This window comes from Flavobacterium saccharophilum, assembly GCF_900142735.1.
Lineage (GTDB): Bacteria > Bacteroidota > Bacteroidia > Flavobacteriales > Flavobacteriaceae > Flavobacterium > Flavobacterium saccharophilum.
Genome location: NZ_FRBY01000004.1, coordinates 154,367 through 177,248, shown reverse-complemented (window position 1 = coordinate 177,248; position 22,882 = coordinate 154,367). Strand labels below are relative to the sequence as shown.

General features: G+C 35.6%; 17 protein-coding genes. 15 read left to right on the top strand and 2 right to left on the bottom strand.

What is annotated here, in order from left to right; translation table 11 throughout:
- Nucleotides 1-10 precede the first annotated feature (10 nt).
- The 15 genes from BUA98_RS13985 (at nt 11) to BUA98_RS13915 (ending at nt 21,453) form a co-directional block, all read left to right on the top strand.
- The gene (locus BUA98_RS13985; RefSeq protein ID WP_072973535.1) at nt 11-1,897 is read left to right on the top strand and encodes a RagB/SusD family nutrient uptake outer membrane protein; all 1,887 of its coding nucleotides are present in this window, start codon (nt 11-13) and stop codon (nt 1,895-1,897) included.
- A 123-nt stretch (nt 1,898-2,020) separates the two neighbouring features.
- Entirely contained in the window at nt 2,021-2,944 is a 924-nt protein-coding gene (locus tag BUA98_RS13980) for an ROK family protein (RefSeq protein WP_072973533.1), read from the top strand.
- 225 nt (nt 2,945-3,169) lie between these two features.
- Nucleotides 3,170-4,552 carry a sulfatase family protein gene (locus BUA98_RS13975; RefSeq protein WP_072973531.1) on the top strand — a complete coding sequence of 461 codons (1,383 nt, stop codon included), beginning with the start codon at nt 3,170-3,172 and terminating at the stop codon, nt 4,550-4,552.
- Nucleotides 4,553-4,574: 22 nt separating this feature from the next.
- Nucleotides 4,575-7,259, top strand: a complete 2,685-nt coding sequence (locus BUA98_RS13970; RefSeq protein WP_072973529.1) for a DUF4962 domain-containing protein — start codon at nt 4,575-4,577, stop codon at nt 7,257-7,259.
- 92 nt (nt 7,260-7,351) lie between these two features.
- On the top strand, nt 7,352-11,395 hold the full coding sequence (locus tag BUA98_RS13965) for a hybrid sensor histidine kinase/response regulator transcription factor (protein WP_072973527.1): 4,044 nt from the start codon (nt 7,352-7,354) through the stop codon (nt 11,393-11,395).
- A 261-nt stretch (nt 11,396-11,656) separates the two neighbouring features.
- Entirely contained in the window at nt 11,657-12,787 is a 1,131-nt protein-coding gene (locus BUA98_RS13960; RefSeq protein ID WP_072973525.1) for a DUF4861 family protein, read from the top strand.
- A gap of 32 nt (nt 12,788-12,819) precedes the next feature.
- Nucleotides 12,820-13,614: a gluconate 5-dehydrogenase gene (locus BUA98_RS13955; protein WP_072973523.1), complete on the top strand. Its 795-nt coding sequence runs from the start codon at nt 12,820-12,822 to the stop codon at nt 13,612-13,614.
- A gap of 31 nt (nt 13,615-13,645) precedes the next feature.
- Nucleotides 13,646-15,574, top strand: coding sequence for a glucosamine-6-phosphate deaminase (nagB, locus tag BUA98_RS13950; RefSeq protein WP_072973521.1), 1,929 nt, complete (start codon nt 13,646-13,648; stop codon nt 15,572-15,574).
- Nucleotides 15,575-16,058: 484 nt separating this feature from the next.
- A complete protein-coding gene (locus BUA98_RS13945; RefSeq protein WP_072973519.1) occupies nt 16,059-17,189 on the top strand; it encodes an NAD(P)/FAD-dependent oxidoreductase in 1,131 nt (376 codons plus the stop codon).
- Entirely contained in the window at nt 17,190-17,903 is a 714-nt protein-coding gene (locus tag BUA98_RS13940; RefSeq protein WP_072973517.1) for a methyltransferase domain-containing protein, read from the top strand.
- Nucleotides 17,900-18,952 (top strand): type III polyketide synthase, encoded by a 1,053-nt coding sequence (locus BUA98_RS13935; RefSeq protein WP_072973515.1) that lies wholly within the window; start codon nt 17,900-17,902, stop codon nt 18,950-18,952. The genes BUA98_RS13940 and BUA98_RS13935 overlap by 4 nt, the downstream gene beginning before the upstream one ends.
- Before the next feature lie 18 nt (nt 18,953-18,970).
- Nucleotides 18,971-19,408, top strand: a complete 438-nt coding sequence (locus tag BUA98_RS13930) for a 3-hydroxyacyl-ACP dehydratase FabZ family protein (RefSeq protein ID WP_072973513.1) — start codon at nt 18,971-18,973, stop codon at nt 19,406-19,408.
- A complete protein-coding gene (locus BUA98_RS13925) occupies nt 19,405-20,679 on the top strand; it encodes a beta-ketoacyl-[acyl-carrier-protein] synthase family protein (protein WP_072973511.1) in 1,275 nt (424 codons plus the stop codon). Before BUA98_RS13930 ends, BUA98_RS13925 begins: the two co-directional genes overlap by 4 nt.
- Before the next feature lie 4 nt (nt 20,680-20,683).
- Nucleotides 20,684-20,938 (top strand): acyl carrier protein, encoded by a 255-nt coding sequence (locus BUA98_RS13920; RefSeq protein ID WP_072973509.1) that lies wholly within the window; start codon nt 20,684-20,686, stop codon nt 20,936-20,938.
- Nucleotides 20,935-21,453: a 4'-phosphopantetheinyl transferase family protein gene (locus BUA98_RS13915; RefSeq protein ID WP_072973507.1), complete on the top strand. Its 519-nt coding sequence runs from the start codon at nt 20,935-20,937 to the stop codon at nt 21,451-21,453. The genes BUA98_RS13920 and BUA98_RS13915 overlap by 4 nt, the downstream gene beginning before the upstream one ends.
- Nucleotides 21,454-21,753: 300 nt before the next feature.
- Here the strand turns inward: BUA98_RS13915 and BUA98_RS13905 are convergent, their stop codons facing one another.
- Together BUA98_RS13905 and BUA98_RS13900 are read right to left on the bottom strand one after the other, a co-directional pair.
- On the bottom strand, nt 21,754-22,194 hold the full coding sequence (locus BUA98_RS13905) for an aldo-keto reductase family protein (protein ID WP_072973503.1): 441 nt from the start codon (nt 22,192-22,194) through the stop codon (nt 21,754-21,756).
- 59 nt (nt 22,195-22,253) lie between these two features.
- The gene (locus BUA98_RS13900; protein ID WP_072973501.1) at nt 22,254-22,676 is read right to left on the bottom strand and encodes an MgtC/SapB family protein; all 423 of its coding nucleotides are present in this window, start codon (nt 22,674-22,676) and stop codon (nt 22,254-22,256) included.
- Nucleotides 22,677-22,882: the final 206 nt, after the last annotated feature.

Genomic DNA, 22,882 nt, shown 5'->3' with positions numbered 1-22,882 from the left:
GTTTAAGAAAATGAAAAACAAAATATTTTTCCGCAGAGCCATTATTGCAGCAAGTTTTGCCTGTCTCCTATTTCCTCTTAATTCCTGTGATAAAGAATTAGAAGTTACGCCATACTCCTACTTCACAACCAATAACTTCTTCTCTAATGTAGATGAAGCCAATATGGCAACCCTGGGTGTTTATGAAGCAATGTCTTCTATGGATAGTTATGGTTGGAATATCAGCTTAATTTTTGATGCAGATACTGATATTATGCAAATGAGTGGTACAGGTGCCGATGACTGGAGGACTATAGCACATTATCAGGGAATTTCGCAAACAAATACTTTTTACACTGTGTGGAGCAAATTGTATGAAGGAATTGACAGAGCCAATGTCGTTATTGAAAAAGTTCCACAAATGGCTCTTTTTACCGATGGAAGTCAAAATCAAAAAGACCAACTGAATAAGTTTTTAGGTGAAGCCAAGTTTTTACGCGGTTTTTATTATTCTGAACTAGTACGTTTATGGGGTGATGTTCCTTTTAAAACAAAAAGTTCACAATCCGGAGACGACTTAAAAGGTGGTTTGATAGACCGTCAGGAAATATATACTCAAATCATAAAGGATATGCAGGAAGCATCTCTTTTACTTCCAGATGCAACTCCAACAGATGAGCGTATCAATAAATGGGGAGCTAAATCGATGTTAGCCAGAGTAGCATTATTTGCAGGAGGATATTCTTTAGGAGCAGATGGAACTATGAAACGTCCTGCTAATTATAAAGAATATTACAAATTAGCACAGCAGCAAATTAATGATGTAATGGCCCAGAATCCTTACAAGCTAAATCCATCATATTCTAAAGTTTTTAAAAACCAGTGTCAACATGTTTTAGAACCTACAGAAAACATTTTTCAGGTTGCTTTTTACAATCCATCAGGAGCATTGGGTAATGCATCATGGGTTGGAAATTTCAATGGCCCTGCGACTGCAAATGGCTTTTATCCTTCAAATATTGCAAGATGTTTAGTTCCAAAACCATTTTATAGTAGCTTTAATACAGCAGATCAAAGAAGAGATTTTTCTATTGCAACATACTCAATTAATGCAAAAGGAAATAAAGTTCCTCTTTTAACAGCAAGACAAGATGAAAGTTGGACAGTTGCAAAATGGAGTCGCGAGTACCAAACAAATGCAACAGCTGAAAGAGTTTACACGCATATCAATTGGGTAGTTATGCGTTATTCGGATTTACTTTTAATGCGTGCTGAAGTTGAAAATGAACTAAATGAAGGACCAAATACAATTGCTTACGATGCAATTAATCAGGTTAGAAGAAGAGGATTCGGTGCAGATATTCAGGGAAGCCAAATTGCAATTAATATAAACAACGCAGGAACAGGTTACACAGGTCCTGCAAATGTTTTAATACAAATTACGGGCGGCGGCGGCAGTGATGCTTCGGCAGCTGTTGTTACGTTAAACAATGGCGCGATTGGTACAATTGCAATGTTACGTTCTGGTGATGGCTATACTTCTGTTCCAACTGTAACAATTACCAGTGTTGACGGAAAAGGCTCAGGTGCAACAGCAACCGCGCGACTTGTAACAAAACCAACAAGTACTGCAATCAATCTTCCATCCGGATTAAATAAAAATGACTTTTTTAAAGCATTACAACAAGAAAGAGCCTGGGAACTATCTGGCGAAGGAATGCGTAGGGCTGATTTAATTAGATGGGGCGTCTTAGCAGAAAAAATAACAGAAACAAATACGGCTGTAAAAGCAATTCGTTCTAATTATTTTTATCCGGCTATCATCAATTTTGTTGCTGGTAAGAATGAATTATATCCTTTTCCACAAAATGAAACAGATGTAAACAAGTCGATTACACGTCAAAATCCAAAATATTAAAGAAAAGTTGCTATTATTTTTTAGAAAATAAATCAGTTTTTGGTCATTAATGCAGAACTATGTTCTGCATTAATTATTTAAATAATGAACTAAATTAGCATTATAATTACAAATAGTACACAAATGTCAAAATCATACGCAATCGGGATCGATATTGGTGGCACTTCACTAAAATGTGGAGTTGTTAATGAACTTGGAGAAATTTTATTTTCATTTTTAGTATCCTTAAAAAATGTAAAAACCGAAACAGAAATTATAGACCTGATGGTCAATGCGATAAAAGAATGTACAGATCAATTAAAAAAACCTATTGTAGGTATCGGAATTGGTTTTCCAGGTCTTATTGAAGAGGATGTTATTATTGGTGGAGGAGTTAATTTGCCTGGTTTCGAAAAACTACCTTTAGGTAAAATTCTAAAAGATTTAACTGGATATAATGTTGTAATTGATAACGATGCCAACTTAATGGGACTTGCCGAATTAATTTACGGTGCAGCGAAAGATAGTACTGACGCTGTTTTTCTAACCATTGGAACAGGTATTGGCGGTGCCATTATGATTAACAAACAGCTTTATAGCGGCTATAAAAATCGTGGCGGTGAATTGGGTCATACTGTAATACAACAAAATGGTCTATTGTGTAATTGTGGTGGGCGTGGTTGTCTGGAAACGTATGCATCGGTTACAGCGTTAATCAATTATTACAAAACTCAAAATCCTACATCAGAAGAAAATATTGACGGCAAAACTATCATCGAAAAATATCTGTCAGGTGAAGATTATGCCATCAAAACCATGCAACATCATTTTGATTATTTAGCTGCCGGTATTGTAAACTTTGTAAATATATTTAGTCCCGAAAAAGTAATTATTGGTGGAGGAATTAGTGAAGCAGGTCAATTTTATATTGATGAATTAACAAAAAGAGTAAAAACCTTTGCTATTCCTGTTGCATTTGCCCACAGTACTATAGTAGCAGCAGATTTAGGTAACAAAGCGGGATTGTTAGGTGCTTGCGCCATTGCTTTTCAAAAATTTGAAGTTTAGATTTTCACTACAATTAAACTTTGAAAGAATTATTTGATCAATTCTAATTCTATTGCTTTAAATACTTGAATAAATAGCGCCCGAATCAACCATATTTAAAGGTTTTAGCTAAAATTAATATCATTTTACACAAATTCAAAACCCCAATAGAATATTGATTTATAAATTCGTTTTTGTATTTAAGAGTATGTAAAACAATAAGGAATCTATTAAAATTAGGTAAATATGATGTTTCAAAAAAACATATTGATTTTGTTGCTATTTGGATTACTAAATACGCCATTATTAAGTAGTGCTCAAACAGCTGCTCGTCCTAATATTCTGATCATCATGACCGATCAGCAAACTGCTGATGCCATGAGCATTGCCGGCAACAAGGATTTGCATACACCAGCAATGGATAAACTAGCGCAAAACGGAGTTCGTTTTACCAAAGCGTATTGCGCGCAACCGTTATGTTCGCCATCTCGTTCTGCTATAATGAGCGGTAAAATGCCTTTTGACACTGGTTTTATTGGGAATGCGCCGGAAAAAGACGGTCAATGGCCAGAAGATCTCTTAATGATGGGGAAAATTTTTCAAAACGGAGGTTATAAAACCGGTTATGTTGGTAAATGGCATTTACCTGTTCCCACAACTAAGAAAAGTCAACATGGTTTTGAATTTATTGAAAACACCAATTTTCTGGATTACAATGATGCAGCTACACCTTCTTTTTGCGCCCGTTTTATTAAAGAAAATAAAAACACTCCTTTTCTTCTTGTAGCTTCTTTTTTAAATCCCCATGATATTTGCGAGTGGGCCAGAGATGAAGATTTAAAAATGGATATCTTAAAAGACGCACCACCACCAGATCAATGTCCTGCGCTGCCTGCAAACTGGCAAATTCCTGCTCACGAGCCTAAAATTGTTCGTGATCAACAAAAAACAGTTGGTCTGCGCACTTATCCTTCAGTCAATTATACCCCGGAAAAATGGCGTCAATACCGTTGGGCATATAACCGATTAGTTGAAAAAGTTGACAGTTATATAGAAATGGTACTGGCATCGCTTAAAAAGTATGGTATCGAAAAAAATACCATTATCATTTTTACCGCAGATCATGGTGATGGTTATGCAGGACACAGTTGGAACCAGAAGCAAATTTTATACGAAGAATCAGCCAGAATACCTTTCATCATTTCGAAAATTGGCGAATGGAAACCAAGAACTGATGATTTGTTGGTTTGCAATGGAACAGATATCATTCCAACTATTTGTGGTTTCACCGGAGTATCAAAACCAGCCTATTTAAAAGGAATTGATATCAGCAAAAAAATAGCAAATCCAGCTGAAAAACTTAGAGATACTTTAGTAATAGAAACTGATTTTGCCGATAACGAAGAATTGCTTGGTATTAGCGGACGAGCTGTCATCACTAAAGATTTTAAATATATCGTTTATAATAAAGGTGATTTAAAAGAACAACTTTTCAATTTAACAACAGATCCCGGTGAAATCACCAATCTGGCAGTAAATAAATCATACAAAAAAGAATTAATAGCGATGCGTCGTTATTTAAAACAATGGTGCAAAGAGAACGGAGATCCTTTTAGATCAGGATTGTAATTCCGATTAAAGTATAAATATTATGACCAGAAAAAATAGCGTTACACTAGCCTTATTATTCATTGCATTTTCTGCTTTCAGCCAGCAACAATCGGCAGAAATTAAGTTAACGGCAGAAAAATTACATTCAAGAGTACGTGAATGGCCTTATCCGGTAAACGGAATTACGGTGCCAACCAATGCTCCTGCCCTTCTTTGGCCGGCAACAAATGGCAAAGAAATGGTTAAACCAATGGAAAGCGGCAGCGAAGTTCCTGAAGATCCAAATATTGGCAATGTGCGCTATAAAATAATGCTGGCAAGCGACATCAATTTTACAAAAGATTTGCTTACTAGTTCAGAACAACGTTGGGCGGTTTATCCGTTACATCAGGCACTAAAATCGGGAAAATGGTACTGGAAATATGCTTACGCTTTAAAAGGCAGTAATCAATGGACATGGTCAACTGTTTACGATTTTGTGGTCGATGCAAAATATGCTAATCAAAAAGTATCTCCGCCCATAACTGAAGTTCTTAAAAGAAACGAAGGTTCACATCCTCTTTTATGGGACATGAACCGTATTGGTGAAGATTTTTATCGCAATAATCTGGAAAATCCCGAAGCTAAAAAATTTATCGCTTTCGCGGAAAAACTAATGCTGGCTCCTCTTCCAACTGAACAACCACAAAGAGTAATTGATACTACAGGCAAGAATAAATTAGAGAAAAAAATAATTATAGAAAGAATGTATCACGGTTTTGGTGATGCTGTAGGTAATCCTGTTCGTAATTTGTGTATCGCCTATCAATTAACAAAAGACAAACGTTTTATTTTGGATGCAAAACGCAGAGCCTTAAACATTGCCACCATGAATCCGGATGGATTAGCAACTGGTGATGATTTTACAAGCGGTGCGGTACTCGAAGCATTAGGCTGGTTTTATGATGCGGGTTATGACTTTTTAACGCCAGAGGAAAAACAAGCATTCAAAAATATCATTACTATTAGAGCCCGAAGAGTCTATAATCATCTGCCAAATCGTTTTGAGCTGCATGTTAGTGATAATCACGTTTGGCAAATCACTTTACGCAATCTGGCAATTGCTACAGTAGCGGTAATTAACGATGTTCCTGAAGCCAAAGAATGGTTAACTTATATGTATGAAGTTTGGTCAGCACGCTTTCCGGTATTAGGCACAACAGACGGTGGATGGCATGAAGGTAATGGTTATTTCAGGGTAAATTTTAAATCAATTATATACTTATCACAAATGTTTGGTGATTTTAGTGGTGTGGATTATTTCAAATTACCATGGATGGAAAACCTTCCCTATTATATGTTGTACACACATCCAAACGGTGCTGCAAGTACTGCTATTGGTGATATGTGGGAAAACATTCCGTACATCGTAAAAGGTGAAGCCTGGTTTGCAGACGCGCTTACTTACAAAATGAACAATCCGTATTTAAATTGGTATGTTGACGGCATAAAAAGAGATTATCCAGCTTATTATCACGGTACTGACGATTTCTTATTTTTCAGATTACTGAACTATAAACCAAATAGAAAACTGTCTTCAACCTCACCCGAAAACCTGCCTAAAACCCGCAAATTTGGAGATGTAGGAGTTGTAGCCATGCACGAAGATTTAGCAAATGCCAATAAAACTTTAAGCAGTTATTTGTTTAGTAGTCCGTTTGGTTCTTCGGGTCACGGGCATGCTTCGCAAAACGCTTTTACCATAAACTTTAAAGGAAAAGTAATTTTTGGAGGAACAGGTTATTACAGCAATTTTAGCGACAAACACAATCTTTTGTATTATAGAACATCAAAAGCATACAATACTATTTTGGCCGATAGCTTAAACCAAAAAATTGGAGAAGAAGGTTATGGCTGGATTCCAAGAACTATTTCAGGCAAACACATTCAATATGCTTTGGGTGATGCTAGCAATGCTTATGGCGAAATTAAAAGTGATTTCTGGCTGAACAGATTCAAACAGATCAACATTGTACCAAGCAAAGAAAATGGATACGGAGATTCAGACGTGACTTTGTACCGCAGGCATATGTTACAATTAGATGGTGGCTATATTGTTCTTTATGATGAATTAGAAGCAAAAAATCCTGTAAAATGGACGACCCAATTTCATTGTCCGTATTATACAATTGAAGGAGAAAATTCGGCAAATGCTAAACAGCAAAACTTTATTGTTAAAACTGATTTAGGAAATGTAACTGCTAGTGTTTTTGCTAATAGTCCATTAAAAATGAAGGTTCATAACAAGTTTTTTGAAGCTGCCGTAAACTGGAACAAGGTAACAAATGACGAAGGTCAAATTAAGGAATTTAAAGATCAATGGCATGCCGGAATCACTTCTGAACTAAAACAGAAATTCAGGTATTTAACCATTATCCAAATCAAAGATGGTAGAACAGAAGTGATTAAAACGATTTCAAACAACAAAGGTTTATCTCAGTTACAAGTTGGAGATTGGGAAATAAAAGCACAATTAGATGGAGAAAAACCGGTATCCTTACAGGTTTCAAATAAAACAGTTCAATCACTATTTAGTTATGGCGATTTACCAATTAGTTTTCAAGGTAAAAATTATGTACCTAAAATTAAAAGTAGTTCAGTATTATTAGAAATGGATGGTTCAACAGTTAGCAAGCAAGAAGCTATTGATGAATTGCCGGATGTTGCTAAATACGATAAGAATTAAAACATGTTTACTTTTTCTCTAAATTAGAGCTAAATTACTCTGAAAAAAAAGAGATTAAAGAACAACCAAAAACAATTATAATTTAAACTTTTATGAAGAAAACGATTGCTCTCTTAGCGCTTTTCTACATAGTTCTTTTCGCAACGAAGAGCCATGCGCAGGTTCAGGACCGGTATTTTCGCAATATCTCGGTCGATAAAGGCTTGTCACAAAGTTCGGTTTTTGCGATTGAGCAAGATACGCTGGGTTTTATCTGGATTGGAACTCAGGACGGGCTAAATCGTTATGATAGTAAAGGTTTCAAGGTATACAGACCAATAAAAAACATCAAAAACAGCTTACAATCCTATTACATCCGTAGTTTATTTACAGATCATAAAGGACAATTATGGGTAGGCGGAAATCAAGGAATTAGTGTCTACAATTACAATACAGATAGTTTTACAAATTACAAACTTCCCAGAAGTATTGGTGAATGGTACATTTCGGCTATAACAGAGGATAGTACACACAAAATCTGGGCGACTTCTATTACCGGTGAAGTTTTTGTTCTTGCTCCCGAAGCTCAAAATTTCACCTCAATTAAGTTTAATGCTTCTTCTCATGAAATTAAGAAAATTGCTTACATCGGTATTTGGCAAAAACAAATTATCTTAGGAACAGATGTTGGCCTTTTTAAACTAAAAGCGGATAATCATCAATTAATTAAAATAGATTTGGGTGCCAAAAAACCTTATATCAACGATGTATATGTAGATGGAAAAATACTCTGGGTTGCAACTGAAGGGTATGGTGTAATTCGTTTTGATGCTAAAAATGGCCAAACTACTTCTCTGTTACATAGCTCAGGAACAAATAGTATTGCAGATAATAATATTAGATGTGTTGGCAAAGATACCGACGGAAATATTTGGCTTGGAACTTTTAGAGGCCTTAGTATTTTTAACCCAAATACAAATTCTTTCAGCAATTATTACCATCAAATATCACAGCCTTATACAATTAGCCAAAATTCTGTTCGTTGCTTTTTTAAAGACAAACAAAACGGAATTTGGTTGGGAACTTATTATGGAGGTTTAAATTATTATCATAAAAGTGATATTAAATTTAATCTTCTAAGTCAGAACTCAGGGAAACCATCTTTAAATGATGAAGTTATTGGCGTTATCAAACAAGATGCAAAAGGTAATTTCTGGATTGGAAGCAATGACAAAGGCATAAATTACTGGAACAAAAACGCGAACACAATTAGCTATTTTTCGAATAGCGAAAACAATCCTAACAGTTTAAGTTCAAATAATATCAAAGCCATTGCTTTTGATGATAGCGGAAATGTATTGATAGGAACTCATAATGGCGGACTTAATTTACTCAATCCAAATACGGGTTCTGTGCAGCGTTTTCGTCATAATGAGAATAATCCCAACACTATTGCCGGCGATTTGGTTTATAGTTTATTAAAAGATTCAAAAGGACGTATTTGGGTTGGCACAAGATCCGGATTAGATCAGTTCCATCCTGAAACAAAGACCTTTACCCATATCCATCTTGATAAAGCAGGTAAGCGTCTTACTTCAGATGATATTACATTTTTGTTTGAAGATAGCAAACACAGAATCTGGATTGGAACCACAAACGGTGTAACGCTTTTTTATCCGGATACACTTTTATTTGGAAATGTTGGACACGGAAAACTAAGCGACGATATCGTAAATTGTATCACCGAAGATCAAAAACACAGAATCTGGATTGGAACAAGAGAGGGTTTACGATTGTATGATGAAACTCAGGAATCTTTCATCAGTTTTAATGCAAGAAAAGATTTCGTCAAAGAAACTATTTATGGAATTATTCCGGATGATGACGGAAGCTTATGGATTTCTACTAATAGTGGTTTAATTAAATTCAACCCTGACAAAGGCACTGTACAAACATTTGACGAAAGTGATGGTTTGCAGAACAAGCAATTCAATGATTATGCTTTTTATAAGGCGAAGGACGGTATGCTCCTTTTTGGCGGAATAAAAGGAATTTCGTATTTCTATCCTTCGATGGTAAAACAACGCCCTCTTCCTTTAAAATTGAGTTTTACAGCATTAGAAATTTTAAATAAAAATGTTGCCGTTGCAGACGAGACCGACATTCTTGAAGAACATATTGACCAGACTAATGAATTAGAAATTGGTCCGGAGCATAAGCAATTCAGTATCTTTTTCAACACTTTTAATTATATCTCTTCAAACAGAACCTACTATTATTACAAATTAGAAGGGATTGACAAAGATTGGCAACGAACTGACGAATTAAAAGTTAGTTATAGCAATTTACCCGCAGGAAAATACAATTTCCAGATCAAAGCCATTGGTCCAAACGGCGAAATGAGTGCTGTTCGAACCTTAAAAATTAGCATTTTGGCGCCCTGGTACAAAACAATCTGGTTCTCCCTATTGTTATTAACAATTATAGGTACCGCTGCTTATATCGGTTATAGAATCATTAAAGAAAGAATAAAAGCTGTTCAACAATTAAAACTGGAACGAATCGATAAAGAAAGAGTGAGTTATATTAATCAGGTAAAAATGGACTTTTTTACCAATGTTTCTCATGAATTAAGAACTCCTTTAACACTGATTTTAGCCCCTTTAGAAGAGTTATTAAAAATGCCTTTCATCGACAAAACATTCAAAAAGAAACACGAACTAATGTTTATTAATGCCAAAAGACTATACAACTTAGTTGATCAATTATTTGAGTTTAGAAAAACTGAAATGGGAACGCGCCAGCTTAAAGTTGGAAAAGGAGACATTGTAAGATTTACGCAGGAAATTTTCGAATCATTTAAACCACTTTCAGAGAAAAACAGCATTCATTATACGTATCAGGCTGAAGAACCACAGTTGTTTTTTTATTTTGATAAAGATGCAATGGAAAAAATTCTGTTTAATCTTTTATCAAATGCTTTTAAATACACTAAGGCCGGTCAGAACATACATGTTGAACTAATTAAGAAAAATGATACAGTACAAATTAAGGTAGCCGACACGGGAGTTGGAATTAGCGAGGAAGATTTGTCTAAGGTTTTCGACCGTTTCTATCAGGTAAATAATCGCGAGATGAATTTGGGTTCCGGTGTTGGATTGGCCTTTACAAAACGTTTGGTCGAATTGCATCATGGCCAAATTACTGCAGAAAGTACGATGCAGAAAGGAAGCATTTTTACAGTAACAATTCCAATGGCAGATCAGGTTTATAAAAACGATCAGCATGTTGAAGAATCAGCCTACGATTTGTCGATTATATCTGATAATGAACTTGAAACAGATGATGCTTTGTTACCGGAAGAAAATGAAGTAATCGAAAGAGATCAGCCAATAAAGCTTTTAATTGTAGATGATAATAAAGAAATTCTGGATTATTTAGAGGATTATTTCAATAAAATATATGACGTTACGGTGGCTTTTGACGGTCAGATGGCTTTGGATCTTTTAGAAATTCAGCCCTTTGATCTTATTATAAGCGATGTGATGATGCCGGAACTGGACGGACTTCATTTTTGTAAACGTGTGAAGCAAAATATCAACACATCACATATTCCGTTTATGCTTTTGACAGCAAGAACGGAAACAAGTCAGCAAATAAAAGGGTTGGAAATGGGTGCTGACGATTATATTACAAAACCATTTTCGACTCCTTTATTAGCGGCAAAAATCACAAATTTGTTGCGCTCCCGTAAACGTCTAAAAGAATATTATTCGGTTGGTAAAGAAATGGTACCCGAAAATATTGCTTTTAATACGCTTGACGAAGAATTTTTAAAACAAGCAATACAAATTGTCGAAGATCATCTGGCCGATTCTGAATTTTCAGTGGACCAATTTAGTAGAGAAATCGGGATGAGCCGTTCTAATCTTTATTTAAAACTGAAAGCCATTACAGGCGAATCTGCGATGGATTTTATAAAGAGAATCCGATTTAAAAAAGCCGTCGAATTGATGCAAAGTAAACGTTATACCATTGCGCAAATCACTTATATGTGCGGATTTAACTCACCATCGTATTTTTCGACAGCATTCAAACAACATTATGGATGTATGCCAAGTGAATATTTAGTCAAACTAGAAGAAACAAAAGAATAACTGAAACAACACAAACTAATATACAATGCAAAAAGAAAAGAATAACAATACTACAATCCTATTTCTATCGAGTTAGAAATCAGCTAAAACGAAGCCTTTAGTAAGGCTATAAATCAATTATAAATTTCAATTTTGAAAGCCATAGTCTTACCCAAATGAAATATTCATTTTGGAGTGAGAAGCCCGAATCATGCCTTAATTGAACGATTATTTTAAAATAAAAATCAAACAGTACAACATTTCCGACTTAAAATAGACCTTATGAAAATATTTAAAATCCTCTTTTTACTTGCATTAAGTTTACCACTTTTTACTAATGCACAAACAAAAGCGACAGTAACTATTCAGAATAATTCTGCCCTCGACCGAAAGGAAACTGTTGTTTCTATAAAATGGGCAACTGTACTTTCCTCCTATTCAAATATAGATACATTGAATTTTGTAGTAATCAACGCCAATACAAAAAAACAAGTCCCGTATCAGTTGGAACATCATGGAAACTTTGCTATTCAAAACTTGTTAGTTCAGATAGACATCAAGGCGAAATCGTCTTTAAACCTATTTATTCAAAAAGGGAAACCGGAAACATTTACTGTCAAAACGTATGCACGTTATGTACCGGAACGCCTTGATGATTTTGCCTGGGAAAACGATAAAATTGCTTTTAGGGCTTATGGTAAAGCTTTAGAAAAAACAGAAGGTGATGCATACGGTTTTGATGTATGGGTAAAACGAACCAATAAATTGGTGTTGAATGAACGCTATAAACGTAATGACTATCACTTAGATCACGGCGACGGATTAGATTACTATCATGTTGGTTATACATTGGGCGCCGGAAATATGGCTCCTTTTGTGAAAGATACTATTCGTTATTCTGGTAATTATCATCAATGGAAAGTGTTAGACAATGGCCCTCTTCGTTCTACTTTTCAATTAACATTTGATGCCTGGAATGCAGGTGGAATAAAAATTAAAGCAGTAAAAACAATTTCTATAGATGCCGGTTCTCAACTTAACCGCATTGAAAACGTTTATAGTTTCGACGGCAATAACCCTCTGGAGGTTGTTGTTGGAATCATCAGAAGGGAGAAACCTGGAGTGATAGCACTAAACGAACAACAAGGTATTCTAGGCTATTGGGAACCAACTTTTGACAATGACGGTACGACCGCCGTGGGTTCAATCTTAACTACCCCTGTAAACAGTATGTGGATTTCTAAAGAGCAAATACTAGCCAAAACTACAATTAAAGCCAACGAACCTATTGTCTATTATTCAGGCGCGGCCTGGGATAAAGCAGGAAAAATTACCAATGCAAAACAATGGTTTGACTATTTGAATAATTTTCAACAGCAAATAAACCATCAGTTAATCGTAAACATAAAATAATACCAACCAATTATTAACTATAAACTAAAAAAATGTCAATTAATTTATTTGATTTAACAGGCAAAACTGCTCTTATTACAGGAGGAGTTCATGGATTAGGAATGGCAATGGCTAAAGGACTTGGACATGCAGGAGCAAAAATTGTAGTCAACGATCATTCCTCACAGGAAGCAGTAAATAATGCTATTGCAGAATATAAATCGGAAGGAATTGAAGCATACGGTTATCTATTTGATGTGACCGATGAAAGTGCTGTAATTGCCGCAATTAACAAAATAGAAGTTGAAGTTGGTCCGATAGATATTCTGATCAACAATGCTGGAATCATCAAAAGAACACCAATCATAGAAATGGAAGTCGCGGATTTTGAAGCCGTGATAAAAGTAGATTTAACAGGACCTTTTATCGTTTCTAAAAACGTTGCCAAAGGAATGATTCAACGTGGTGGTGGAAAAATTATAAACATGTGCTCCATGATGAGTGAATTAGGCAGAGATTCAGTAAGCGCCTACGCTTCAGCAAAAGGCGGACTAAAAATGCTGACTAAAAATATGGCAACCGAATGGGCTAAATTTAATATTCAAACCAACGGAATTGGTCCGGGATATTTTGCAACAAGTCAGACTGCTCCAATTAGAGTAAATGGCCATCCATTTAATGAATTTATTATGGGAAGAACACCGGCTGGACGCTGGGGAGATCCTGATGATTTACAGGGAGCAGCTATCTTTTTAAGTTCAAAAGCAAGTGATTTTGTGAACGGACATATTGTCTATGTAGATGGCGGAATATTAGCTACGATAGGAAAGCCATCTAATGAAGATTAGTTTAAATTAAGAGATTAAAAAATAGATTAAAATGATAAAAAGTAATATAGATAAGGCAACAGGATTCGAAAAACGATTCGAAAACATTAATACAATAGTTTTCGAAAACTCAATTGACGCATCTAAAGCTGTTGCTAGAGAAATCGCAACACTTATCAAATCAAAACAGGAAAATAACGAATCATGTATTTTAGGATTAGCAACTGGCTCTTCACCAAAAGGATTGTATGCTGAACTAGTTCGTTTGCATAAAGAAGAAGGATTGAGTTTTAAAAACGTAATCAGTTTTAATTTGGATGAATACTATCCGATGGAACCCAATTCAATTAACAGTTATGTTCGTTTCATGAAAGAATTGCTGTTTGATCACGTCGATATTTTACCTGAAAATGCCCACGTTCCAGACGGACTTTTAACAAAAGAACAAATTGCCGATTATTGCCATGATTATGAAGCTAAAATTGAAGCTTTGGGCGGAATCGACTTGCAGATTTTAGGAATTGGAGGAAACGGACATATTGGTTTTAACGAATCAGGTTCGCTTCAAAACTCTAAAACACGTTTGGTAGCTTTAGACCATATTACAAGGGTTGCAGCAAGTAAAGATTTCTTCGGATTGAGTAATACACCAAGAACAGCGATTACCCTTGGAGTAAAAAAAATCATGGAGGCTAAACAGGTTATTTTGTTAGCTTGGGGAGAAGGAAAGGCGAATATTGTAAAAAAATCGGTAGAAGATGAAGTTACGAATCGTGTACCAGCTTCTTTTTTGCAGGAACACAATAATGCGGTTTTTGTCTTAGACAAAGAAGCCTCTTCAAAATTAACCCGAATCAACAAACCCTGGCTTGTTGAAAAAGTAATCTGGACAGACAAATTAACGCGTAAAGCAGTTTTAGGATTGGCACTTCAGCTTAAAAAACCTATTTTAATGTTGACTGATGCCGATTATATCGAAAACGGAATGAGCGATTTATTGGCAGATTCAGGTCCGGCTTACGATATCAATATCAAAATCTTCAATAAACTTCAAAATACAATTACTGGCTGGCCAGGCGGAAAACCAAATGCCGACGATTCCAACCGTCCGGAAAGAGCTGAACCTTCTAAAAAACGCGTATTGATTTTCAGTCCACACCCTGATGATGATATTATCAGTATGGGAGGAACTTTCATGCGTTTACAAGAACAGGGACATGAGGTGCATGTAGCCTACCAAACTTCTGGAAATATCGCTGTCGCGGATGATGAAGCATTGCGTTTTGCAAGATTCGTGATTGATTACAATGAGAAATTCGAAATCAAAAGTGCGCAGGCAGATGATATTTACCAAAAAGCTGCGAGTTTCTTAATCAATAAAAAGAATAGTGAAATTGATATTCCGGAAGTGCGTTACATCAAAGGATTGATCAGAAAAGGAGAAGCCAGAGCAACCAGTCATTTTGTTGGATTGACCGATGATCAGATTCATTTCATGGAATTGCCATTTTATGAAACCGGAACAATCGAGAAAAAACCACTTGGGAAAGAAGATATTCAATTGACAATGGATTTAATTGAAAAAATCAAACCACACCAAATCTACGCGGCAGGAGATTTAGCTGATCCACACGGAACACATAAAGTATGTTTGGATGCTATTTTTGAAGCGGTAAAAGCTTTAAAACCAAAATCGTTTATGGATGACTGTTGGTTATGGTTGTACCGCGGAGCTTGGCAGGAATGGGGAATTGACGAAGTCGAAATGGCGGTACCAATGAGCCCGGATCAGGTTTTGGCAAAACGTCACGGAATCTTCAAACACCAGTCTCAAAAAGACGGAGTTGTTTTTCAGGGAACTGATGCGAGAGAGTTTTGGCAAAGAGCCGAAGACAGAAATGCAGAAACAGCAGCTTTGTACCAACAATTAGGTTTGGCAACTTATGCAGCTATGGAAGCTTTTGTGAGATGGGAATATTGATTATATTTTACAATTAATTATATTTTTTGCTTTAAGAAATTTAGATTGATTTTTTTAATTTATGATAAAAAAACTTAATTTTGATTTTCAAAACACGAATTGTACAATTCATTTTAAACAAGTTACGTTGTTGTTTTTTTAATCTTGTCGTTTTTATTTTCGTGGCAAAATTGTGGCACAGTGGTTAAAAAAAATGACAAATGCAGTATAGGCAAGGGTTTCCTACTTAAGGTTCGAATCCTGCTCTCCCCACTAAAAGTCCTAATGAAAATTAGGACTTTTTTTATGCTCAAAATTCAAATTTCAGACTTCCCTTCAAAAGATAATTTTCAACAAAAATCAAATTCTAATATATCCTTTATTTAAAAGTATCTTTTAAATATTTTAAAATACTCAAAAAATTAAGGTGGTTTTATAAGAAGATGAGAAAGAAAAGATTAATAACTTGATTGGAATGCTGAAATTTTATCACTAAATTGGTGATATGGAAACAAATTCAGATGTCTTGATTATTGGTGGCGGACTTGCTGGTTTAACAGCGGCTATTCATCTATCGCAAAAGAATTTGAAAGTAATCCTAATCGAAAAATCTTCTTATCCGCGACATAAAGTTTGTGGAGAATATATTTCGAATGAGATTTTACCTTATCTCAGATCGCTTGGCATCAATGTTTCTGAACTTAATCCCACAAAAATCTCTAAGTTTGAATTTAGCACCAATAGCGGAAAAACGGCAAAGGCACAACTTCCGCTCGGTGGATTTGGTATCAGTCGATATGCACTTGATGATTTTTTGTATCAAAAGGCAATATCATCGGGCAATTGCACCATAATTAAAGAAAATGTCACTGATGTATCTTTCAACAATGACATCTTCAGTGTTACAACTGTAATTCAAATCGTAACGGCTAAAATAGTACTGGGTGCTTTTGGGAAACGTTCCAATGTCGATCAACTTTTAGATCGTAATTTCTTCCATAAAAAATCGCCATGGCTGGCAGTTAAAGCCCATTATTCTGGTGATTTAGATAATGATCTTGTGGCACTGCACAATTTTAACGGAGGTTATTGTGGCGTTTCAAAGGTCGAAAATAACATTATAAATATTTGTTATCTGGCCGATTACGCTACTTTTAAGCAATATAAAAATATTGAGGATTATCAGCAGAATGTGCTTTATAAAAACAAACATCTTAAATCTGTTTTTGAAAACAGTACACTTCTTTTTGATAAACCGCTTACCATAAGTCAGATTTCGTTTGAAAAAAAACAACCTGTAGAAAATCATATGATAATGATTGGCGATACAGCCGGTCTTATACACCCGCTTTGTGGCAACGGAATGGCGATGGCAATACATAGTGCCAAAATTGCATCAGAATTAATCTTAGCGTTTTATGCTGATAAGAGTATTTCCAGAGATCAATTAGAAAGAAATTATACAAAAGAATGGAATAAACATTTTGGAAAAAGAATATTTATGGGCAGAATTCTGGCTCGAATCTTAACCAACAAAACAATAACCAATATGCTCGTTTCAGTAGTAGCATCATTTCCTAAAATACTTCCTGAGATAATTAAACAAACTCACGGTAAACCTATAGCAATCAATTAAATGGCCGTAAACACCAAATACAGAACACAGGAAGCCGAGATAATGGACGATTTTTCGCTGCAGGGAGAAGAACTCAGAGAGGCACTTGATCAAATTGCCCGTATCAATCAATTGCTTGGTGGTAATAAGGTAATTCTGCAGGGAATAAAACAATTACTAAAACATGCTCATCCTGCGAAAGCTATTTCTATAGTCGATATAGGCTGCGGTAATGGAGATATGCTTCGTATGCTGGCAAAATTTGGCAAAAAAAATAAACTTACTTTTCAGCTTACCGGTATAGATGCCAATGAGTTTACGATCAATTACGCCAAAAAATTATCAAAAGAATATTCCAATATTGAATACAAATGTGTGGATATTTTTAGCGAAGATTTTACAACCATGAAATATGATATTATTTTATGTACCCTGACGCTTCATCATTTTAGCAACGAGCAGATATTAAAAATAATTAGTATCTTTAGTAATAATGCTGAAACCGGCGTCATTATCAACGATTTGCATCGAAGTAAAACTGCCTACAGGCTTTTTGAACTGATCTGTATTGTTTTTAATCTGAACAGCATGTCACGGGAAGATGGGCTGATTTCTATACTGAGAGGATTTAGAAAAAAAGAACTCGTTGAATTCTCTAAAAAACTAAATTTTAAAAACTATACCATAAGCTGGAAATGGGCTTTTCGCTACCAGTGGATAATTACAAAAAAATGAGTGTAAAAATAGTAACAGTTGCCAGGCAACTCCCAAAATATTCACGTGCAACGGCTGATATACTTCCAATGCTGGATGGATGGCTGCAGGGACAAGATGATCGTTTTATAAAAAAAGTCAAAAAGATTTTTGAGGGCGCTGCAGTAGACAAACGGTATTCGATAATGGATCCCGAAGAAGTTTTTACCGCAACATCATTTGAAGAGAAAAACGATATTTATACGCGTGAAGTCATTATTTTAGGCGAACAGGTGCTGCAAAAAGCTCTCGAAAAAGCAGATTGGGATCCGCAGACTCTGGATTATATCATTACAGTAAGCTGTACCGGAATCATGATTCCGTCCCTGGACGCTTACCTTATCAATAAAATGAAATTAAGGCAGGATATTGTACGTCTTCCGGTAACCGAAATGGGCTGTGCCGCCGGAATATCGGGCATTATATACGCGAAAAACTTTCTGAAAGCAAATCCCGGAAAACGTGCAGCGGTTATCGCTGTAGAGTCTCCAACGGCGACATTTCAGCTGGATGATTTTTCGATGCCCAATATTGTAAGCGCTGCTATTTTTGGAGATGGAGCCGCCTGTTGTTTGTTGTCTTCTCACGAAGAAGATCAAGGCCCGGAAATAGTAAATGAAGAAATGTATCATTTTTATGAGGCAGAACACATGATGGGCTTTAAACTTACCAACAAAGGACTGCAAATGGTTTTGGATATAGAAGTTCCGGATACGATCGCCTCTCATTTTGGAGATATCATACATCCGTTTCTGCAAAAGAACAATTTAGAAATCAAAGATATTGAGTACATGATTTTTCATCCTGGCGGAAAAAAGATCATTACTACCGTTGAAGCACTTTTTTCAGGATTAGGAAAAAATATTGATGATACGAAAGAAGTGTTGAAAGAATACGGCAATATGTCGAGTGCCACCGTATTGTATGTTTTAGAACAAATTATGGATAGAAATCCAAAAAAAGGAGAAAAGGGTTTGATGCTGAGTTTTGGCCCGGGATTTTCGGCACAAAGAGTTTTATTACAATGGTAATTATTTAGAAAAAAAATTATGAAACTGACTGATATTTTAGCAAAACTGCCTTACAGTAAACCTTTTTTGTTTGTAGATGAATTGCTTCACGTAGATGAAAATAGTATTAGCGGCACCTATACGTATAGCGAGGAGCTGGATTTCTACAAAGGTCATTTTAAAGATAATCCGGTAACTCCGGGCGTAATCCTGACCGAAACGATGGCTCAGATTGGCCTGGTATGTCTTGGTATCCATCTTCTTGGTGATACTTTTACCAAGAATACCGTAATTGCTTTTACCTCTGCCGATATGCAGTTTTTAAAACCCGTATATCCTAATGAAAAAATAACGGTTATTTCTCAAAAAACATTTTTCAGGTTTGGAAAATTGAAGTGTGATGTAATCATGAAAAACGAAGCCGGACACGAAGTTTGCAAAGGTATTTTGGCTGGCATGATGACCAATAAATTATGAGTAAGCGAGTTGTAATAACAGGATTGGGCGTCGTGGCTCCAAACGGAGTTGGTATTGCAGCCTTTAGTCAAGCCATAAAAAACGGAATATCAGGAATTCGGCATGATGAACAATTGCAGGAATTACAGTTTTCTTGTCAGATAGCCGGTAAACCTTTAATTTCTGAAGAACTTAAAGCGGAGTATTTTACTGAGCTGGAACTTCGCGGTTTTAATAGTACCGGTATTTTGTATGGCGTTATTGCAGGAATAGAAGCCTGGAAAAATGCCGGATTACCAATAGCAATAAATGACGAACCAGATTGGGATAGTGGAACTATTTTTGGATCGGGAACATCCGGAATAGATAAATTCCGCGAAAGCATTTATAAAATTGACGAATTACAAACCCGAAGATTAGGCAGTACTGTTGTGGCACAAACGATGAATAGTGGTGTCAGCGCTTATCTGGGAGGTAAATTAGGCCTCGGTAATCAGGTTACCACCAATTCGTCTGCCTGCGCAACGGGAACCGAAGCTATTATGATGGCTTATGATCGCATACAGACGGGACAGGCAAAACGAATATTAGCAGGAAGTACAGGTGACAGCGGCCCTTATATTTGGGCAGGATTTGATGCGCTTCGTGTCTGCAGTTCAAAATACAACGATAATCCGGAGCAAGGTTCAAGACCTATGAGTGCATCAGCTGCAGGATTTGTTCCCGGAAGCGGTGCCGGAGGTTTGGTAATAGAAGATCTAGAAAGCGCTTTAGAACGCGGCGCAACTATTTACGCTGAAATTTTGGGTGGCAATATAAACTCGGGCGGACATCGCGGCAATGGCAGTATGACGGCACCAAACAGCACAGCCGTACAACGCTGTATTACAAATGCAATTTCTAATTCCGGTATTTCAGCAGATGAAATTGATGCTATAAACGGACATCTTACGGCAACCACAAAAGACAGCCTTGAAATTGAAAACTGGACAAAAGCACTGAATCGAAAAGGAAATGATTTTCCGCTAATTAATTCTTTAAAAAGTATGACCGGACATTGCTTAAGCGCCGCCGGAAGTATTGAAAGTGTAGCAACCGTATTGCAGCTTCATGAAAGTTTTATTTTTGGAAATACAAATTGTCAAGATCTTCATCCGGAAATTAGCACTCTTATAGATCCTTCAAAAGTACCTTTAAAAACAATTGATAGTAACCCCAATATTATTGCCAAAGCAAGTTTTGGTTTTGGCGATGTAAATGCCTGCATAATTTTTAAAAAATTTCAAAAATAATAGTATGAACAAAGAAGAACTTCTTGCCAAATTAAAATTGATCATAAAGCCTTACACTACTAATACAGAAGCATATGACAACCTTACCGAAGAAACTGATTTTATTAATGATCTAAGTATTAATTCGGCTAACCTAGTAGACATTGTTCTTGATATTGAAGAAGCTTTTGATGTTGTAATTGACAATACCGATATGGAACGCATGCTTGATGTTAAAACGGCTGTCGAAATTATTGAAACTAAACTAGCCCAAAAATGATTGGCAATGACGTGATTGATATTCTGCAATCCCGCAAAGAAAGCAATTGGCGGCGCAAGGGTTTTATAGAAAAAATATATACCCCTGACGAACAATTGCTTATTTCAAACGCTGCAGACCCGGAAATTATGGTTTGGATACTTTGGAGCATGAAAGAAGCTGCATATAAAGTGTACAATCGACAAACAGAAATAAGGGAATATATCCCCCTAAAACTGGTTTGCTCTTTACTATCGAAAAACCACAATAGCATTAAAGGAAGTGTCATTTGCTCCGGTAAAACCTTTCACACTAGCACTATTCTATCTCAGGATTATATTCATACTATTGCGGTTAGTAATTTTGAGGATTTGAATAAAATAATAGAAATTGAAAAAGAAGTTACCTCAAAAGATAAGAATGGCCTTCCGTATTTATCCAATCCTTTTCAAAATAGTATTCAGTATGCTTCTGTAAGCAATCATGGCCGGTTTCAAAAAGTGGTAACCATTAGCAGCTCTCCTACCTGCAATTAAGAAATTCTCCTCCTATTATTACAGGTTTTAGTTACTCTGAATATTTTATTTGGAGAAGTAAAAAAGCATCTTTTAAATCTTTTCAAAAACCCATAAAAAACGAGGTAATACCTGCAAATAAAAGGATTAGCAGGTTTTTATTTTTACTGCACTTTTCGTTCTTTATAAAAACACTCAAAAGTTTTGTGGCAAAATCTTGGAACATGGATATTTCAACAATTAGAAAGACAGCTAAATCAAGGCATGAGAAGTTTAGCTTCATTATAATCAAATCTAATTTAAGTAATGGTAATAATCACACTATTTTAATTGTTTTAATGCACCTTCCAGTTTATTTTTCCCTAAAACATAGTCTTCTTCTAATGAATCAATTGTAAACTGCAGAGATGGATCATAATGTTTAATATCAGCGGCAAACTGTTTAGTAAATTTTACTTTTTTCTTCAATAGATCAAGCTGCTTCTGAGCATCGTCAATGCAAGTGGTTATGTACTCACGCTCATCCTGGGGATAAGATTCAACTTCCTCTCTTTGCTTATCAATAATCAACTGGGACGATTTAATTATACTATCTGATTCTCTGTTCAATGAGAACCATTTTCTAAGCAAATTATCATTAATACCGGACATTTCAGCTGAATCTATTTCAATATCATTTTCATCTGAACCTGCCCAGTCTTTTTGCTGGCAACAATACAACAGTATTGCAATCGGAATTAGTAAGCAGAATTTTGTTTTCATATTATTATTTATTTAATTTCCGCTGCACTAATATAAATTAGAAAATTAGTCACTAAACTTTATTTTCTATTTCTTAACCATTGCTCTACGGGTTCAAGAACGGTGTTTACAATTGTGACTAAAAAAGTACAGATCAAAGCTTCCATAAAATAACCGGAAGCTGCAATACAGCCAATAGCTGCACTACACCATATGGTTGCAGCAGAGTTTAATCCATGTACATTTGGACCTTCTCTAAAAATAACTCCTGCTCCCAAAAAGCCAACGCCCATGACAACCTGAGCTGTAATTCGTGTAACATCGATACCGGACGCACTTGCAGCAACTTTTATGGATAACAATACAAAGGCAGCTGCTCCGGTTGCTACGAGCATATTTGTTTTTAACCCTGTTTCTTTATGATGCCATTGTCTTTCAAAACCTATTATCAGTCCGGCAATTAACGCTACAGCCAATCGTGTTAAAAATTCTAGTGTACTCAAAACTGTTATTTTTTATATTACTAAATACTTTAATTATTCAATTTAAAGTTAGTAAATATTTAAATGCTTTTTTTGTTCTTTAATTCCTATCTCCTGAGCTGATTATATCAATTATCCGCCAGATTTCTAAATTGATAATACAACAAATATCATTTATTATTTGGGGTTAAAAAATGATCTCTATCACTTAAGAAAAATTAAAAATT

Coding starts and splice junctions, on each gene's coding strand:
- BUA98_RS13985 (WP_072973535.1), top strand. CDS start 11: ATGAAAAACAAAATATTTTTCCGCAGAGCCATTATTGCAGCAAGTTTT.
- BUA98_RS13980 (WP_072973533.1), top strand. CDS start 2,021: ATGTCAAAATCATACGCAATCGGGATCGATATTGGTGGCACTTCACTA.
- BUA98_RS13975 (WP_072973531.1), top strand. CDS start 3,170: ATGATGTTTCAAAAAAACATATTGATTTTGTTGCTATTTGGATTACTA.
- BUA98_RS13970 (WP_072973529.1), top strand. CDS start 4,575: ATGACCAGAAAAAATAGCGTTACACTAGCCTTATTATTCATTGCATTT.
- BUA98_RS13965 (WP_072973527.1), top strand. CDS start 7,352: ATGAAGAAAACGATTGCTCTCTTAGCGCTTTTCTACATAGTTCTTTTC.
- BUA98_RS13960 (WP_072973525.1), top strand. CDS start 11,657: ATGAAAATATTTAAAATCCTCTTTTTACTTGCATTAAGTTTACCACTT.
- BUA98_RS13955 (WP_072973523.1), top strand. CDS start 12,820: ATGTCAATTAATTTATTTGATTTAACAGGCAAAACTGCTCTTATTACA.
- nagB (WP_072973521.1), top strand. CDS start 13,646: ATGATAAAAAGTAATATAGATAAGGCAACAGGATTCGAAAAACGATTC.
- BUA98_RS13945 (WP_072973519.1), top strand. CDS start 16,059: ATGGAAACAAATTCAGATGTCTTGATTATTGGTGGCGGACTTGCTGGT.
- BUA98_RS13940 (WP_072973517.1), top strand. CDS start 17,190: ATGGCCGTAAACACCAAATACAGAACACAGGAAGCCGAGATAATGGAC.
- BUA98_RS13935 (WP_072973515.1), top strand. CDS start 17,900: ATGAGTGTAAAAATAGTAACAGTTGCCAGGCAACTCCCAAAATATTCA.
- BUA98_RS13930 (WP_072973513.1), top strand. CDS start 18,971: ATGAAACTGACTGATATTTTAGCAAAACTGCCTTACAGTAAACCTTTT.
- BUA98_RS13925 (WP_072973511.1), top strand. CDS start 19,405: ATGAGTAAGCGAGTTGTAATAACAGGATTGGGCGTCGTGGCTCCAAAC.
- BUA98_RS13920 (WP_072973509.1), top strand. CDS start 20,684: ATGAACAAAGAAGAACTTCTTGCCAAATTAAAATTGATCATAAAGCCT.
- BUA98_RS13915 (WP_072973507.1), top strand. CDS start 20,935: ATGATTGGCAATGACGTGATTGATATTCTGCAATCCCGCAAAGAAAGC.
- BUA98_RS13905 (WP_072973503.1), bottom strand. CDS start 22,194: ATGAAAACAAAATTCTGCTTACTAATTCCGATTGCAATACTGTTGTAT.